Here is a 15,840-nt window from a genome sequence, read left to right as displayed (position 1 = left end):
GAGTTATGACAGTTCGTACACTATATAATCAAACAAAAAGAGCTTTTACAATATTGGCTTTTTCTGTAGTATCCTCAAGTATTGCTCAGGAGTTACACCTGCCTGCAGCTACTCAATATTTAGCAGATAATCCATTTGTTTTATCACCTACCTATGCTGGGATAGGTGATAATGCAAGGATTCGTGTTAATGGATTTTTTCAATGGGTTGGCATTAAAGATGCCCCTAATAATCAAGCCGCTTATTTTGATATGCGTATATTAGATCAATCGGGAATTGGTTTTCATGTTTATAATGATAAAAATGGAAATAGTCGTCAAATGGGGGCTAAACTATCATTTGCACATCATATCATTTTAGACTATCCAAGTAAACAATATTTTTCTTTTGGTCTATCTTACAATTACAATAACTTTAGACATGAAATTGAAAACTTTCAAACCTTTGATGGAAGCGTGAATAATGATCGACTTATTAATAATAGTAACTTTGATGTTGGTTTTCTATATAGAAAGAGTAAATTTTATATCAATTTGAATTTTAGTAATTTATTACCAAAAGACCTTAAGAAATTTCCTGTTTCACCAGAACCTAATCAATTGCGTAATTATCAACTTTATACAGGTTACCTTTTTAAAGGAAGTCGTGATTCAAGAACCGAAATAGAACCTTCTGCTTATTTTCAATATTTTGAAAGTGATGGACGTTCTTCTACAGATGTTAACCTTAAATACCGTTATATAGATTATCAACGTACAGGTTATTTTTGGTTAGGAGCGACTTATCGTTTCTTAAATGATCAACCTATGAAGCCTTTGTCAATTGGACCTATGCTTGGATTAAAAAAAGGAGGGTTTTATGCTGGTTACGCTTATCAAGTTACAACCAATGAATTAGTAAAGTATAACTCAGGTACACACATGATTACTTTAGGATGGGATTTCTTTCAAGGTATTAGTAATTGTCCTTGTACACAAAATTCTTTATCTGAAGATTAGTCATTTAATCTAAAAAAAGTAAGGCTAAAAAACAGCTAGATTCTATGATTTAGCATTTTTTTAGCCTTTTTTGTTTTATTTTTGTATATAAAAAATTACAACACAATGAAAACTATTTTTGATATTGATTTTAAAGATAAAAAAGCATTAATCCGAGTTGATTTTAATGTGCCTCTAGACGAAAATTTTAATGTTACAGATACAACCCGTATTGAAGCTGCCAAGCCTACTATTGATAAAATCTTAAATGAAGGAGGGGCGGTTATCTTATTATCGCATCTTGGAAGACCAAAAGGAGTAGAAGATAAGTTTTCATTAAAACACATAGTCTCCAGAACAGCTGAAATTTTAGGTCGACCTGTAACTTTCGCATCGGATTGTATTGGATCTATTGCAGAAAATGCGGCAACGAATGTTAAAGCAGGGGATGTTTTATTACTAGAAAATCTACGCTTTTACAAAGAAGAAGAAGAAGGATCTGTTGAGTTTTCTCAAAAATTAGCTTCCTTAGGTGATGTTTATGTAAATGATGCTTTTGGTACAGCACATAGAGCGCACGCTTCTACTACTATAATAGCACAGTTTTTTCCTGATAATAAATGTTTTGGAACTCTTTTAGCTAAAGAAATTGAAAGTTTGAATAAGGTTTTAAATAATAGTATAAAACCTGTAACAGCTGTATTAGGAGGAAGTAAAGTTTCTTCAAAAATTACAGTTATTGAAAATATTTTAGATAAAATAGACCACATGATTATTGGTGGAGGTATGACTTTTACTTTTATTAAAGCATTAGGGGGGCAGATTGGTGACTCATTGTGTGAAGAGGATAAGTTAGATTTGGCTCTTGAAATTCTTGAAAAAGCTAAATCCAAAGGAGTTCAAATTCATTTACCTGTTGATGTATTAGCAGCTAATTCTTTTTCTAATACAGCAGATACTGAGTTAATAGATGTTAATTCTATTCCTGACGGATGGTTAGGTATGGATGTAGGTCCTAAATCATTAGAAACGATTAAAGAGGTTATTTTAAATTCAAAAACCATTTTATGGAACGGTCCTTTAGGTGTTTTTGAAATGGATCGTTTTGCAAACGGCACGATTGAATTAGGGAATTATATAGCTGAATCTACACAAAATGGAGCTTTTTCATTAGTTGGAGGAGGAGACAGCGTTGCGGCCGTAAAACAGTTTGGATTCGAACCAAAAATGAGCTACGTTTCAACAGGTGGAGGTGCCATGTTAGAAATGTTAGAAGGTAAAATCTTACCTGGAATTGCTGCCATTTTAAATTAATTAAATTTTAACATTTTTTATTATTGTAAATCAAAATTAGGTTTTATGTTTGTAAATCTAATTTAAATAGCTGAAAATAAGTTATTTAATAAATTAAAGCTGATGATTAGAAAGAAACTTGCTCTCAATCTATTTTTACTGGTAGCTGCTTTTGGAACGTATGCACAAAATAAGATTCCACAAGATTCTGTTTTAAAACCTATAGTTAAACGATCTTATTTAGATTCTATAAAAGGAACTTTTGTGGTTAATGAAACGTCAGATTGCATAGACAATCAACATATAAAGGAACTATCTAATACACAAGATATTTTTGATGGAATTGTTTCAGATATAAAAAATCTTGATTTAAATATAAAAGTAGACTTTGATTTGCCAACAGATGTATTCAAGGAAAGATTACGCTTATTAGATGAAAAGTCTCCTTTTAATATTGAATATAATCCACAATTAGAAAACTTAGTTAAAAATTTTCTAAAAAACCGCAAACGATCTTATGAACGTTTAATGGGATTATCTCAGTTTTATTTCCCCTTATTTGAAGAAGCAATGGCTCGTTATGATGTGCCTTTGGAAATCAAATATCTTTCCATTGTAGAATCAGCATTACGATCTAGTGCCGTATCCAGAGTGGGAGCAACAGGTTTGTGGCAGTTTATGTACGAAACAGGTAAACAATATGGTTTAAAAATTGATTCTTACATAGATGAACGTAAAGATACTTTTAAAGCTACCGATGCTGCTGCACGTTATATGCAGGGTATGTACAAAATTTTTGGAGATTGGGAACTTGTGTTGGCTTCCTATAACTCAGGAGCTGGAAACGTGAGTAAAGCTATTCGTCGTTCTGGAGGATTTCAAAATTTTTGGAATATTAAACATAAATTACCCCGTGAAACACAAGGTTATGTGCCTGCTTTCTTAGCCACCATGTATATTTTTGAGTATCATAAAGAACATGGATTAGTACCTTATAAACCTGTAGCAAAACATTTTGAAACAGATACTATTGCTCTAAAAAGAAAAGTAAGCTTTAAGCAATTAGCAAGTTTGTTGGATATGCCTGAGTCTGATATTGAATTTTTAAACCCTTCTTATAAAATGAAGGTTGTTCCTTATGTAACAGGTAAAAACCATTTCATTTGTTTGCCCAAAAAGAAATTAGCCATTTTGGCATCTAATGAAGATAAAGTTTATGCTTATATTGATCACCAAGAAAGTAAGAGAGAAAGACCCTTCATAAGACAAATTAAACCACGCATTGTTAAAGAAATATTTGATACAGAAAAAGGCATAGAAGAAAGCTTCGTTAATAAAACGGAATCTAAAAAACCTTTATTACAAAAATTTCATATTGTTAAAAAGGGCGAAGATGCGAGAAAACTTGCAGAGAAATATAACGTAGCAATTGCTGATATAAAAAGATGGAATAGATTAAGAGGAATACATCTTTTAAAAGGTTCCAGAATTCGTATTAAATACGATGAATCCAATACGATTGCTGCAAATGCCGTTCAAGAAATAGAAGAAAGCAATCCAGTTGCGTTAACTACAGGAGGAAACGGGTCTAAAATAAAAACAGTAGATTTAGTTAACAAAGAGGTAAAAATTAAAAATGAAGTAAATACAACTACTGATACACCTCTTTCTGAACATACTGTTTTACAAGGAGAAACACTTTATGGTATAGCTAAAAAACATCGTTTGTTTGTATCAGATTTAAAAAAATGGAATCAAATTGAAAATGGGATCGTAAATCCAGGAGATGTTATTAAACTAATTGAACCTAAACAAGAAGTTATTGTTCAGACCGATTTATACACCGTAAAAAAAGGAGATAATTTCGGAAAAATTGCTAAAAATTATGGTGTAACTGTTGATGAACTCATGCAGTGGAATGATAAAACATCAAAAGATATTAAAGTAGGAGAACAGCTAAAAGTTGAAAAAGCTATTGTTGCTAAAGTTGAATTGCCAAAAAAGAAACTTCCATTTGATGAGCAAAAATTATATATAGTTCAAAAAGGAGATTCGTTATTTAAAATTTCTAAAAAGTATAATACAACAGTTGCAGAGCTAAGAAAGAAAAATAACATAAAAGAAAATGATCTACAACCAGGAATGAAAATAAAAATTTAACATATACTAAAGGACGCACTAGCGTCTTTTAATTTTTTAAAAGAATTAATTATGCAGGAATTTAAAATAAAGCGTTTTGAAGAACTTTCTGTGAACGAGTTGTATGATATGTTGCATTTACGTTCAGAAGTCTTTGTAGTAGAACAGAATTGTCCTTATTTGGATATTGATAAAAAGGATTCGAAAGCAATTCATGTGTTAGGTTATTTAAATGGAGAATTAGCTAGTTATTGTCGTATGTTTAATGCAGGTGATTATTTTGAAGAATCCTCAATTGGTAGAGTCGTAGTTTCTCCTAAATATCGTAGTCTTAAGTTAGGTCATGAGTTGATGAAAGTTGCTGTTGATACACTAGAAACCATTTATAACCAAAAGAATATCACAATATCAGCACAAGAATATCTAGTCAAGTTTTATAAAACTCATGGTTTCATACAAACCTCCGAAGTATATTTAGAAGATGATATTCCACATATAGAGATGAAAAGAAAATCTTTTTAGGTACTATAACATAAACTGTGTAAGTATAAAAAAGAGGCTGTCTAAAAAGTTCGCAATCTTGTCATTTCGACCAAAGGGATAAATCACATAATACTGATTATGAGACTACTAACGTCGGAGTGATAAACTGCATGTTGATTTATTACTTTTTGGACAGTCTCTTTTTTTGTTTAAATTTAAATATAATACAGTTTTATGAAAAAAGAAGATTTATTATCGGATGCATTTTTGAAGCAATTCAAAACGGGCGAGGATTTAAGTGGATTTCTTGCTCAACTACAAAAATGTGGATTAGATGCAATTTTAAATGGTGAGCTAGATGCCGATTTGGGTTATGATAAACACGAAAAATCGACAAGATCTAATTCTAGGAACGGATATTCTACTAAAAAAGTTAAAACCTTTTTTAGAAAATCGAAGCTTCATTCAATCCTATAATTGTTCCTAAGAGGCAAAATATGGTTGATGGTTTAGAGAATGTAATCGTATCATTATAGCCAAAGGGATGAGTGTTAGCGATATTGAAGAACAAATTAGAGAGGTGTATAATTTTGATATTTCAACTTCCACCATATCTCGCATAACAGAATCAATAGCTAATGATAGAATAGCTTGGCAAAACAGACCATTAGAACCTATTTATTTAATTGTTTGGATGGATGGTATAGTGTTTAAAGTTCGTGAAAGTTCTAAGGTCATCAATAAGACTATTTATCTGGCTATAGGCTTAAATAGAGACGGTAAAAAAGAAGTTTTAGGATGTGGTTAGGCAAGAATGAAAGTGCCAGCTTTTGGCTGGGCGTATTGACCGATTTAAAAGCTCGTGGTTGAGGATATCTTAATTACAGCAACTGATAACCTCAATGGCTTTACCCAAACTATTAAAAATGTATTCCCTGAATCACAAACACAAATCTGTGTAGTGCATCAAATTAGAAACTCAGCGCGTTATGTAGTCTGCAAGGATAAGAAAGAGTTTTCAAAGGATATGAAGCTAATTTATGATGCTCCAACCAAACAAGCCGCTAAAGGAGCATTGGAAGATTTTGCAAGCAAATGGAATCATAAATATCCTTATGCGGTAAAATCTTGGAAAGAAAACTGGGAGGAACTCCACAGTGTTTTTTGACTTTCCAATAGAAATTAGAAAAATCATTCACACTACTAATCTAATCGAAAATCTAAATGGAAAAATTAGAAAATATACCAAAAATAAATTATTATTCCCAACAGATGAAGCTGTTTTAAAATCTGTATATTTGGCATTAAAAGAAGCAACCAAAAAACGGTCAATGCAATAAAAAACTGGGGATTAATCCTCAATAAGTTCTTAACTATATTTGAAAAAAGGGTTCAACTTTAATAAAAAGTCAAACCCATTATTATAATTTACACACTTTTAGGGATAGTGTCTTTATATAGTTCAATTTTATTCCAACAACTGTATTTTCCAAATTGACTTTGCATATCTTGCCATTTCTCGTTGTCTAGAAATAAGTTTGCTTTCATTCCAAGTTTCAAACTCTTCAGTAATTCTTTTCGTAAATTTGGCATTACTCTTTGAAAACACCTCTTTTTTTACTTCAAATTTTGAATTATCTATTTCTCGATTCAAACTTTTTTCAAGCAATGCTAAATTACCTAATCTAAATATTGAACGATTGATTTCTTCATCTGTAAAATCACCCCAGTTTTCATCTGCACTTTCTGGCAATATATGTTCAATGGTAAATATATCACTTTCAAAAGAAATATCATTTGAAAATATTTTCTTTTCAATATTCCCTAAAATATATTTCACTATTTTATGGTTTCTAGTTGTTCTTTTAAAACTTTTTGAAATATAATCTTGCTCAAAATCTGCATCATTGATATAAATAGATCTCAGTAATTCTATATTATAGTTGCCATTTTTAAATATTTCAAGTGCAACTTTATTATAAGCATCTTCTTGATCATTAGGATTTAAGCCTCCAATTACATTATATCTAAATGAAATAATTGAACAGTATTTTACCAATTTTGTAAAATCGTCTATGTTTAATTTTTGATAAGCAATTAAAAACAAAGAATAGACTTGTCTTACTTGATAAAGTTTTAATTCATTCAAATAATTACTCAATTGCTTATTACTAAACCATAATTCATCATTTGGATTTTGTATAGCAGTAAAGATATCTGCATTTGTGTTCAAATCCCTAATTAAAGTAAAAGCTTGTTCTTTATTTAGGATCGATTTCTTTATAGTTTTAAATAAATTATTTTTTCTGACTATTTTATTTTTACTATTCCAATAATATCTCAAATATTCTTCAAATTTTTGACTGCCAAGTTTGCCTAAAACTTTGCTCCACAAAGATTCTAACTCCTCAATTTCTGATTTATGGGGTTTTGTCTCATCTACGATAGAAAACAAATAGTTTTTTAATAAATCAGAAGATGGTAATTGAACTCCTCTTGCATTAAGTGTTTCAAAAACTTTAAAAGCATTTAATGGATCTGTAACTTCAATTACAGTAAACGATAGTTTATCTACTATATTATCAACAAAACCAGCTAATTCCTCACCTGTTTTAAAAGTTTTTTTTGACTTATCATAAAACCATAAAAAACATTCTCTCAGATGTTTTTCTGATGAGTTTGTGTTTCTAATTGGCAAATCTTTTAACAAAACTAAATGTTGTCTATAATAATCATCACTATTTCTATTTAATTTTATTATCAGAAATCAATGTAACTGGATTTATGTTGCCAATATAACTGTTTCGTAATGCTTCTTTTCTTCTATTATTGTTATCGCTATCAACATTATTATTTATTAAATCATCCAAACATTTTAACACGGATAGGATTAGTAAACTCATCGTAGTTAACCTTTGTTGTCCATCAATAATAGAGAAATTTTTATTATCAGATGTTTGTAAAACAAGACAACCCATATAATGCTCAGATTCTTCATCTTCAAAGAGCGAAATAAGATCTAACCACAAATCGTCCCATTGTTCAACTTCCCAAGAATAGTCTCTCTGAAATTTAGGTATTTCAAAACGAAGACCATTACCGATTAATTGCCTATAAGTTTTATTTGAAGTATCTTGAATTCCTCTCATAATTGGAATTTTATCCCACCAAGTTAATAATTTTTCCTGGTACTATAATCACTTTATTAGGCGTTCTACCTTGTAATTGGTTTTGCGTGCGTTCGTCAGCCATAACTTTTTCTTGGATTTGCTCTACTGTTAAATCCAAAGGCAACTTAATCGTAAAACGCATTTTCCCATTAAAAGAAACTGGATATTCTTTTTCGCTTTCTACCAAGTATTTTTCTTCAAATTGAGGAAAAGCTACCGTTGCAATAGAACCTTCGTGACCTAAAGCATTCCATAACTCCTCGGCAATATGAGGCGCATAAGGCGAAATAATTACTGCCAATGGTTCTAAAATAGCTCTATGATGGCATTTTTGTTGTGATAATTCATTTACACAAATCATAAATTGGGAAACCGAGGTATTGAAAGAGAAATTCTCAATATCTTCCGTTACTTTTTTAATGGTTTTATGCAAAGATTTGTACATATCTGCCGTTGGTTCCTCATTAGTAACAATACTTCCATTATCATCAAAGTACAACCTCCATAATTTCTTTAAGAAACCATACACACCCGTAATACCCGCCGTATTCCAAGGTTTAGCTTGTTCTAGAGGTCCTAAGAACATTTCGTATAAACGCAACGTATCGGCACCGTATTCGTTACAGATGTCGTCTGGGTTGACTACGTTGTATTTCGATTTTGACATTTTTTCTACTTCGCGACCCACAATATAAGCCCCATCCGACTTCCCCGAAGGGGAAGAGACTGGCACGTATAGCTCACCATTGTCTAAAATGAATTCAGCGTCTTTATAATCGGAATACAAAGGATGATTTCTGAATTTCTGAATATCCAATTCATTTGTAATGTCGTTAATACACGATAAATCAACGTGAATAGGATGAACCTTTTTGTCTTTAATTAATCCTTTTGAATATATTTTTTTAGAATCTTCACTTCTATAAACAAAAGCACTCATCCCCAAAATCATCCCTTGATTGATTAATTTTTTGAAGGGTTCTTCGGTTGGTGCAAAACCTCTGTCTTTAAGAAATTTGTTCCAAAAACGAGAATATAATAAGTGACCAGTAGCGTGTTCGCTTCCACCTATGTATAAATCGACATTTTCCCAGTATTTTAAAGCTGCTTCACTTGCAAATTCATTTTCATTAGTCGCATCCATATAACGCATCCAGTACCAAGACGAACCTGCCCAACCTGGCATAGTATTTAATTCCAAAGGAAAAACAGATACATTATCAATTAACGTATTACTAACTACTGCACACTGTACACTATCCCACGCCCAAACTGATGCGTTTCCTAATGGTGGTTGACCATCTTCGGTTGGTAAGTATTTTTCTACTTCTGGTAAAATAATTGGTAAATGTTTCGCTTCAATCATTTGAGGCAATCCATTTACATAATACACTGGGAAAGGTTCGCCCCAATAACGTTGGCGTGAGAAAACGGCATCACGCAAACGGTAATTTACTTTGGCTTTTCCTGCTCCTATTTTTTCTAATTCCTCAATAACTTTCTTGGTTCCAGATTTGTAATCTAATCCGTTTAAGAAATCAGAATCTACTAATTCAAAACCAGATTTTTCCGCAAAAGCGCCAGCCTCCCCCGACCCCTCCAAAGGAGGGGAGGTAAGACTGAATATATTCTTAATTGGAATATTAAAGTGTTTTGCGAATGCGTAATCTCTTTCATCTCCAATTGGTACTGCCATTACTGCACCTGTTCCGTAGCCTGCTAATACATAATCGCCAATCCAAACGGGAATAGGTTCTTTGGTAAACGGATGTTCTGCATACGCACCTGTAAATACACCCGAAATAGTTTTTACATCGGCCATACGCTCTCTTTCTGAACGTTTTGCCGTTGCTTCAATATACGCATCTACCGCAGCTTTTTGCTCAGGAGTCGTAATTTGGGCAACCAATTCGTGTTCAGGAGCTAATGTCATAAATGTTACTCCAAAAATCGTATCAGGACGAGTTGTAAATACTTCTATATAGTTGAAAGTGGAAAGTCCAACGTCTGAAAGATCTTCTTTTGATTTTTGACTTTGAACTTTGAACTTAACAGTGGCTCCAACCGATTTTCCTATCCAGTTACGTTGCGATTCTTTCAACGATTCAGTCCAATCAATGGTATGAAGACCTTGTAGTAATCTTTCGGCATAGGCAGAAATTCGCATTGACCATTGGGTCATTTTTTTACGAATTACAGGATGGCCACCACGTTCTGAAACACCGTTTACAATTTCGTCATTAGCCAAAACTGTTCCTAATGCAGGACACCAGTTTACTTCGGTTTCTGCCAAATAGGTTAATCGATATTGTAGCAATATTTTTTGTTGCTCTTCAGAAGTGTATGATTTCCAGTCATTAGCCGTAAACACAGTAATATTATCATCAGATACCGCATTAACATTTGCATTTCCATCTTTTTCAAAAACGGAAATTAAAGTTGAAATATCTTCGGCTTTATCAGTATCGTTATTATACCACGAATTAAACAATTGAATAAAAATCCATTGGGTATGTTTGTAATAATCAGGATTAGAAGTACGTACTTCACGATCCCAATCAAATGAAAAACCTATTTTATCTAATTGTTCACGATAACGAGCAATGTTTTCGCGAGTTGTTTTTTCAGGATGTTGACCAGTTTGTATGGCATATTGTTCCGCTGGCAAACCAAAAGAATCATACCCTTGAGGATGTAATACATTATATCCTTGATGGCGTTTATAACGTGCCACAATATCAGAAGCGATATATCCCAGCGGGTGCCCTACGTGTAATCCAGCTCCCGAAGGATACGGAAACATATCTAATACGTAGTATTTTGGTTGGTTTGAATTGTTTGATGCAGCAAATGTTTTATTATTTGCCCAGTATTTTTGCCATTTGGCTTCAATTTCGTTGTGAAAATATTTCATATTATTTTTTATTTGGGTATAATGCCAAATGATTTTTAGTTTTAAAATAAATAGTTAAAAGTTTAATCAAGTTTTCCAATGAAACCCAGACCATAGGTTTTTTCATTTAAAATAGGATAAGCAATATAGCTCATTCTTTTATCTTTCTTTGTTTGGTCCCATTTAAAAGGACTCCAATAATGTACTACAATAGCGGATGCCATTCCTATACCTGCACCTGCGGCAACATCGCCAGGCCAATGACGTGTGTTAGCTACTCGTAAGACTCCTGTAGCAGTGGCAAATAAGAAACCAGAGGCTGCATACCATTTATTAGAATCTTTATATTCTAGATATTGAAGCATGGCATTTGTAAAAGCGGTTGCAGCATGTCCTGATGGGAATGAATTTTTAGCAGATCCATCAGGACGTAAGTCCCCTACAGAGTTCTTTAATCCGTGTACAATAGCAGCACTGATAGCATTTGAAACGATTTGATTTGTAATTATTTGCTTATATCCGTGCGTACTTTCAATACCTATGCTTTTACCACCTAAGGTTTGAACAATAGGAATATACTGTATATAATCATCAATTTTGGTACTAAAAGAAGCGCCAAATAATTGATTTTTAAAATCTAATAATTGATTACGCCAAGCCGGATTACGTAAAATAACACCAGATACTATTAATGTAGTAGGAATAATCATTTTCTTTATGTTAAAGGTATTATGATAATCTACCTTTTTTCCATGTATTGTATCTATTATTTGTGCAAAACTAGAAAAAGTGCATAAATAACTTATTAATATACAATAAATTAATTTTTGTTTTTTCATAATTTATCTAAAAAGTAATGGATAATCCTAATGTTTTAAAACCAGCCTTATTGGAACCTATCACATTCATTTCATATTTAGGTTTATTTAATTGTAATCCTATGTTTTTATTCACATCTTTAAATCTTCTTTTGGCAATATTTTTACCAGAAAAATATCCTATTAATAAAGCTAGAGGATAATCTGAAATCCAATGTACTTCACTTTGAACCATCTGAAAACACATACCTGCTATTAATGTATATCCAACAGGTTTAATCCATTTATAATCTGGATAATTGGTCGTAATCACGGTTAAAGCAGACATAATTGTAGTAAGATGTCCTGAAGGCATAGCGTCATAATGTGGGGTAGATTTTGCATAGGCTGAAAAACTAGGAAAAGGATTCCAATCGCCTCCTGGGTTACCATTTTCACGTGCGATAAATGGACTTTCACGTCCTGTAACTCGTTTTAAAAATTGAACATACACTCCTGATAATGCTAAACTTTCTATTAAGCCGCTGGCGGTTGATAACGCTCTATAGTCATTGTTAAACAAACCAAAGGTTGTAAATCCAGCTGTTAGTAATATAACTGTAGTACCATTTCCTATTAGATAAAAACCAGCGCCAAGATTTTTAGGGATATTCTGTAACGGACCAAATTTACCATATATATTATTAGAACTTAATCCTATACGATCTGAAAATTCACGTGATGAATTCGTGATTGATTGATCAAACGGAACTAAAAGAGCTGTACTTGCAACTGCTCCTCCTAAATACCAAGCATGATCTTTAGCAATAAAGTCTTTACTGGTAGTAACAAAATCCTTTGGTAAAAAAGTAATGGCATCTAAAATTCGAGGTTTGTTATAAATTCGACTCGTATTTGGATTGATTTGATAAGACTGTGTTTTTTGTTCTGTTTCAAGTTTATCGGTTTTGATTCCCACTAAAGTATCGTTACTTTGACTGAATAAACCTAGATTTAACAGTAAACAACAGTAAAAAGCTATTTTTTTCAACTCTTTTAAATTTTTAAGATCCTTGCAAATTTACATTTATTATAAGAAAGTGGAAACTTTGAGCATTATTAACTTTACATAAAGAAAATCTTTGTTATTTTTACCGCAAATAAATATACTGTATGAGTTCATCTTTTGATAAGTTTCAAAAACGTCGATTAATTACATCGTATTTTTCAGTAGTACTAAGTGTCGGTTTAGTACTTTTTATGTTAGGATTATTAGCATTGTTTATCGTTAATGCAAAAAAATTGTCAAATGATTTTAAAGAAGGTATTACCATGACCGTTTTCTTTAAAGATGATGCTAAGGATACCACATTAACAAAGTATGGAGAAATGCTTAAAGAAGCAAAGTTTGCTAAAGATTATATTTTTATATCAAAAGATCAAGCTGCTAAAGAGCATGAAAAAACATTAGGAGAAAATTTTACAGAATTCTTAGGAATGAACCCGCTTAAAAATTCTTTTGATATTCATCTACGTGCTGACTATGTTGAAAACGATAGCGTAGCTAAAATTGAACGTAAACTAAGGGAAAATCCCCTAGTCGCTGATATTTTTTATGATAAACAATTAGTGAAAATGGTAAATGAAAATGTTAAAAAAGCTAGTATGTGGATACTGATCATAAGCGGCTTTCTTACTGTGGTAGCTGTCTTATTAATTAATAGTTCTTTACGTTTATCCATTTATGCTAACCGTTTTATTATTAAAACCATGCAAATGGTAGGGGCCACTAAATCGTTTATCAGAAAACCTTTTATAGTAAGAAGTGTTAAATTAGGAATGATAGGAGCGGGTGTTGCTATTATAGGTTTGTTAGGTGCATTGTTTTATATAGATACTATTTGGCCTACTCTAGGTGTGTTTAACGATATGTTCTCAATTGTTAGCATTCTATTAATTGTATTTGGAATTGGAGTATTAATTACTTGGTTAAGTACTTATTTTGCTACACAACGTTTTTTAAATTTGAGAACGGATGACTTATATTAATTTTTAGATTTAAGTATTGAATGCCATATTTTAGTAGAGTTCATTCTGAGTTCTATTTTCTAAATTTTAAATTTTTTTTTATGGAAAATAAAAAACATGAATTTCTTTTTGAAAAAGTAAATTATAAATTTTTACTAATAGGTATTGCTATTATTGCATTAGGTTTTGTACTAATGGCTGGTGGCGGTAGTGATGATCCTACTGTTTTCAATCCTGAAATATTTAGTTTTAGAAGAATACGATTAGCACCAACCATGGTTTTAGCTGGTTTTGGTGTGGTCATTTATTCTATTTTCAAACAAGAAAAATAAAATAATGAAGTGATTTGTGAAGAGTAAATAATTTTGCTGACCAATTTCTTTTCGCTAATCAGTAATCGCTCAATTTAAAAATGGATGTACTCAAAGCAATTATTATCGCTATAGTAGAAGGGTTAACAGAATATTTACCTGTTTCTTCCACTGCTCACATGATTTTTACAAGTTCTTTTTTTGGCGTTCAAAATGATGATTTTGTAAAACTATTTCAAGTTTCAATACAATTTGGTGCTATTTTAGCGGTAGTTTTCTTGTATTGGAAAAAGTTTTTTGATTTCACTAAATTTAATTTTTATATTAAGTTGGCAGCAGCTGTTGTTCCCGCTTTAATATTAGGTAAACTGTTTGATGATAAAATAGAAGCTGTTTTAGAAAAACCCATTCCAATTGCTTTTGTATTAATAGTAGGAGGTGTTATTTTATTATTTATTGACCGTTTTTTTCAAAATCCTCAGATTACTTCCGAAGAAGAAATTTCTATTAAAAAAGCTATCACTATTGGATTTTGGCAATGTCTAGCTATGATGCCAGGAACGAGTAGAAGTGCTGCATCTATAATTGGAGGAATGCAACAAGGCCTCACACGTCACGTAGCTGCCGAATTTTCTTTCTTTTTAGCGGTTCCCACTATGTTGGCTGTAACTTGCTACTCTGTGTTTTTAAAAACGTATGAACATAGTCAAATGAAAGGCTATGAGTTAATCTTACAATCAAAAGACACTATTACAATGTTTATTATAGGAAATATAGTAGCATTTATAGTAGCCGTATTAGCCATCAAATTATTCATAGGAATAATCAAAAAATATGGTTTTAAACCTTGGGGCTGGTATCGTATTATTGCAGGAAGCTTATTGTTAATCTATTTTTCTATTAATAAATAAAACGTTGTACACAAAAGAAGACATATTAAACGGACAGATCTTATTGATAGACAAACCTCTCAATTGGAGCTCTTTTCAAGCGGTTAATAAATTAAAATATGTATTAAAAAACCGATTAGATTTACCTAAAAAATTTAAAATAGGTCATTCAGGTACCTTAGACCCCTTAGCAACGGGGTTACTGATTGTTTGCACAGGAAAATACACCAAAAAAATTCCTGAATTAATGGGACAAACGAAGGAATATACAGGTACTATACAATTAGGTGCTACAACTCCTTCTTATGATTTAGAAACACCTGTAAACGCTACTTTTCCTATCAATCATATTACGCCTGTACTCATAACAGAAACCGTTAAACAATTTATAGGTGAAATAGAACAAAAACCACCTGTCTTTTCTGCCTTAAAAAAAGAGGGTAAACGCTTATATGAGTACGCACGGACTGGAACCGAAATAGAAATAGAAGCACGAAAAACAACTATTTACGAATTTGAGATAACCCGAATTGAGTTACCTGAAATTGATTTTAGGGTCAGTTGTAGTAAAGGTACTTATATTCGCTCTCTAGCTCATGATCTAGGAGCTGCCTTAGAATCTGGTGGGCATTTAACGGCTTTAAGACGTACAAAAAGTGGTGATTTTTCTGTAGAAAAAGCATTAACACCTGATGCGTTTTCAGAATTAATTACTAATAATTAATTTTAAAATGAGATTATTCTAAAAGTGAAACCACATCTAGAGAAACATATATAAAATTCGGCATTGTGGTAAAAATTCATTTTTAATAGGCTTCCCAATATTTACTAATAAAAATAGGCTATCCTTCTTTTTAGG

Annotated in this window: 15 protein-coding genes and 1 pseudogene; 11 read left to right on the top strand and 5 right to left on the bottom strand. The window is 31.8% G+C overall.

All coding sequences use genetic code 11. The features are described from left to right. Positions 1-5: 5 nt before the first annotated feature. The 7 genes and pseudogenes from HUE53_RS07325 to HUE53_RS14440 all read left to right on the top strand — a co-directional run bounded on the left by HUE53_RS07325 (position 6) and on the right by HUE53_RS14440 (position 6,232). Entirely contained in the window at positions 6-998 is a 993-nt protein-coding gene (locus HUE53_RS07325) for a PorP/SprF family type IX secretion system membrane protein (protein ID WP_014165857.1), read from the top strand. Positions 999-1,103: 105 nt separating this feature from the next. Beyond that, the gene (locus HUE53_RS07320) at positions 1,104-2,291 is read left to right on the top strand and encodes a phosphoglycerate kinase (RefSeq protein WP_192188388.1); all 1,188 of its coding nucleotides are present in this window, start codon (positions 1,104-1,106) and stop codon (positions 2,289-2,291) included. A 102-nt stretch (positions 2,292-2,393) separates the two neighbouring features. Continuing rightward, positions 2,394-4,430 carry a LysM peptidoglycan-binding domain-containing protein gene (locus tag HUE53_RS07315; RefSeq protein WP_065212855.1) on the top strand — a complete coding sequence of 679 codons (2,037 nt, stop codon included), beginning with the start codon at positions 2,394-2,396 and terminating at the stop codon, positions 4,428-4,430. Positions 4,431-4,481: 51 nt separating this feature from the next. Beyond that, positions 4,482-4,931 carry a GNAT family N-acetyltransferase gene (locus HUE53_RS07310; RefSeq protein WP_014165860.1) on the top strand — a complete coding sequence of 150 codons (450 nt, stop codon included), beginning with the start codon at positions 4,482-4,484 and terminating at the stop codon, positions 4,929-4,931. 195 nt (positions 4,932-5,126) lie between these two features. After that, positions 5,127-5,369: a transposase gene (locus HUE53_RS14450; RefSeq protein ID WP_250645103.1), complete on the top strand. Its 243-nt coding sequence runs from the start codon at positions 5,127-5,129 to the stop codon at positions 5,367-5,369. A 67-nt stretch (positions 5,370-5,436) separates the two neighbouring features. Further along, a pseudogene (locus HUE53_RS14445) lies at positions 5,437-6,060 on the top strand (IS256 family transposase). Further along, the gene (locus HUE53_RS14440; RefSeq protein ID WP_231138908.1) at positions 6,050-6,232 is read left to right on the top strand and encodes a transposase; all 183 of its coding nucleotides are present in this window, start codon (positions 6,050-6,052) and stop codon (positions 6,230-6,232) included. Before HUE53_RS14445 ends, HUE53_RS14440 begins: the two are co-directional and overlap by 11 nt. A 128-nt stretch (positions 6,233-6,360) precedes the next feature. Here HUE53_RS14440 and HUE53_RS14435 read toward each other — a convergent pair whose 3' ends face one another. The 5 genes from HUE53_RS14435 to HUE53_RS07280 form a co-directional block, all read right to left on the bottom strand. Continuing rightward, positions 6,361-7,590, bottom strand: coding sequence for a DUF262 domain-containing protein (locus HUE53_RS14435; RefSeq protein ID WP_050855782.1), 1,230 nt, complete (start codon positions 7,588-7,590; stop codon positions 6,361-6,363). 46 nt (positions 7,591-7,636) lie between these two features. Further along, the gene (locus tag HUE53_RS14430; protein ID WP_081278968.1) at positions 7,637-8,041 is read right to left on the bottom strand and encodes a DUF262 domain-containing protein; all 405 of its coding nucleotides are present in this window, start codon (positions 8,039-8,041) and stop codon (positions 7,637-7,639) included. A 10-nt stretch (positions 8,042-8,051) separates the two neighbouring features. Further along, positions 8,052-10,976, bottom strand: a complete 2,925-nt coding sequence (leuS, locus tag HUE53_RS07290; RefSeq protein ID WP_065212856.1) for a leucine--tRNA ligase — start codon at positions 10,974-10,976, stop codon at positions 8,052-8,054. Positions 10,977-11,038: 62 nt separating this feature from the next. Continuing rightward, positions 11,039-11,794: a phosphatase PAP2 family protein gene (locus HUE53_RS07285; protein ID WP_077225834.1), complete on the bottom strand. Its 756-nt coding sequence runs from the start codon at positions 11,792-11,794 to the stop codon at positions 11,039-11,041. A 7-nt stretch (positions 11,795-11,801) separates the two neighbouring features. Further along, positions 11,802-12,803, bottom strand: coding sequence for a phosphatase PAP2 family protein (locus HUE53_RS07280; RefSeq protein WP_014165865.1), 1,002 nt, complete (start codon positions 12,801-12,803; stop codon positions 11,802-11,804). Positions 12,804-12,925: 122 nt separating this feature from the next. Between HUE53_RS07280 and HUE53_RS07275 the strand changes: the two genes are divergently transcribed. The 4 genes from HUE53_RS07275 to truB all read left to right on the top strand — a co-directional run bounded on the left by HUE53_RS07275 (position 12,926) and on the right by truB (position 15,705). Beyond that, positions 12,926-13,801: a cell division protein FtsX gene (locus HUE53_RS07275; protein WP_014165866.1), complete on the top strand. Its 876-nt coding sequence runs from the start codon at positions 12,926-12,928 to the stop codon at positions 13,799-13,801. Between the two features lie 80 nt (positions 13,802-13,881). Beyond that, positions 13,882-14,112, top strand: coding sequence for a DUF3098 domain-containing protein (locus tag HUE53_RS07270; protein WP_014165867.1), 231 nt, complete (start codon positions 13,882-13,884; stop codon positions 14,110-14,112). A gap of 80 nt (positions 14,113-14,192) precedes the next feature. Continuing rightward, positions 14,193-15,002: an undecaprenyl-diphosphate phosphatase gene (locus tag HUE53_RS07265; protein ID WP_014165868.1), complete on the top strand. Its 810-nt coding sequence runs from the start codon at positions 14,193-14,195 to the stop codon at positions 15,000-15,002. A 4-nt stretch (positions 15,003-15,006) separates the two neighbouring features. Then, positions 15,007-15,705, top strand: a complete 699-nt coding sequence (gene truB, locus HUE53_RS07260; protein WP_014165869.1) for a tRNA pseudouridine(55) synthase TruB — start codon at positions 15,007-15,009, stop codon at positions 15,703-15,705. The last annotated feature ends 135 nt before the right edge of the window (positions 15,706-15,840 follow it).

The sequence above is a fragment of the Flavobacterium columnare genome, assembly GCF_014844295.1.
In the GTDB taxonomy this organism is placed as follows: Bacteria; Bacteroidota; Bacteroidia; order Flavobacteriales; family Flavobacteriaceae; genus Flavobacterium; species Flavobacterium columnare.
Note: the sequence above shows the minus strand (reverse complement) of the source record. Positions and strands in the feature narration are given on the sequence as shown.

Coding starts and splice junctions, on each gene's coding strand:
- HUE53_RS07325 (WP_014165857.1), top strand. CDS start 6: ATGACAGTTCGTACACTATATAATCAAACAAAAAGAGCTTTTACAATA.
- HUE53_RS07320 (WP_192188388.1), top strand. CDS start 1,104: ATGAAAACTATTTTTGATATTGATTTTAAAGATAAAAAAGCATTAATC.
- HUE53_RS07315 (WP_065212855.1), top strand. CDS start 2,394: ATGATTAGAAAGAAACTTGCTCTCAATCTATTTTTACTGGTAGCTGCT.
- HUE53_RS07310 (WP_014165860.1), top strand. CDS start 4,482: ATGCAGGAATTTAAAATAAAGCGTTTTGAAGAACTTTCTGTGAACGAG.
- HUE53_RS14450 (WP_250645103.1), top strand. CDS start 5,127: ATGAAAAAAGAAGATTTATTATCGGATGCATTTTTGAAGCAATTCAAA.
- HUE53_RS14430 (WP_081278968.1), bottom strand. CDS start 8,041: ATGAGAGGAATTCAAGATACTTCAAATAAAACTTATAGGCAATTAATC.
- leuS (WP_065212856.1), bottom strand. CDS start 10,976: ATGAAATATTTTCACAACGAAATTGAAGCCAAATGGCAAAAATACTGG.
- HUE53_RS07285 (WP_077225834.1), bottom strand. CDS start 11,794: ATGAAAAAACAAAAATTAATTTATTGTATATTAATAAGTTATTTATGC.
- HUE53_RS07275 (WP_014165866.1), top strand. CDS start 12,926: ATGAGTTCATCTTTTGATAAGTTTCAAAAACGTCGATTAATTACATCG.
- HUE53_RS07270 (WP_014165867.1), top strand. CDS start 13,882: ATGGAAAATAAAAAACATGAATTTCTTTTTGAAAAAGTAAATTATAAA.
- HUE53_RS07265 (WP_014165868.1), top strand. CDS start 14,193: ATGGATGTACTCAAAGCAATTATTATCGCTATAGTAGAAGGGTTAACA.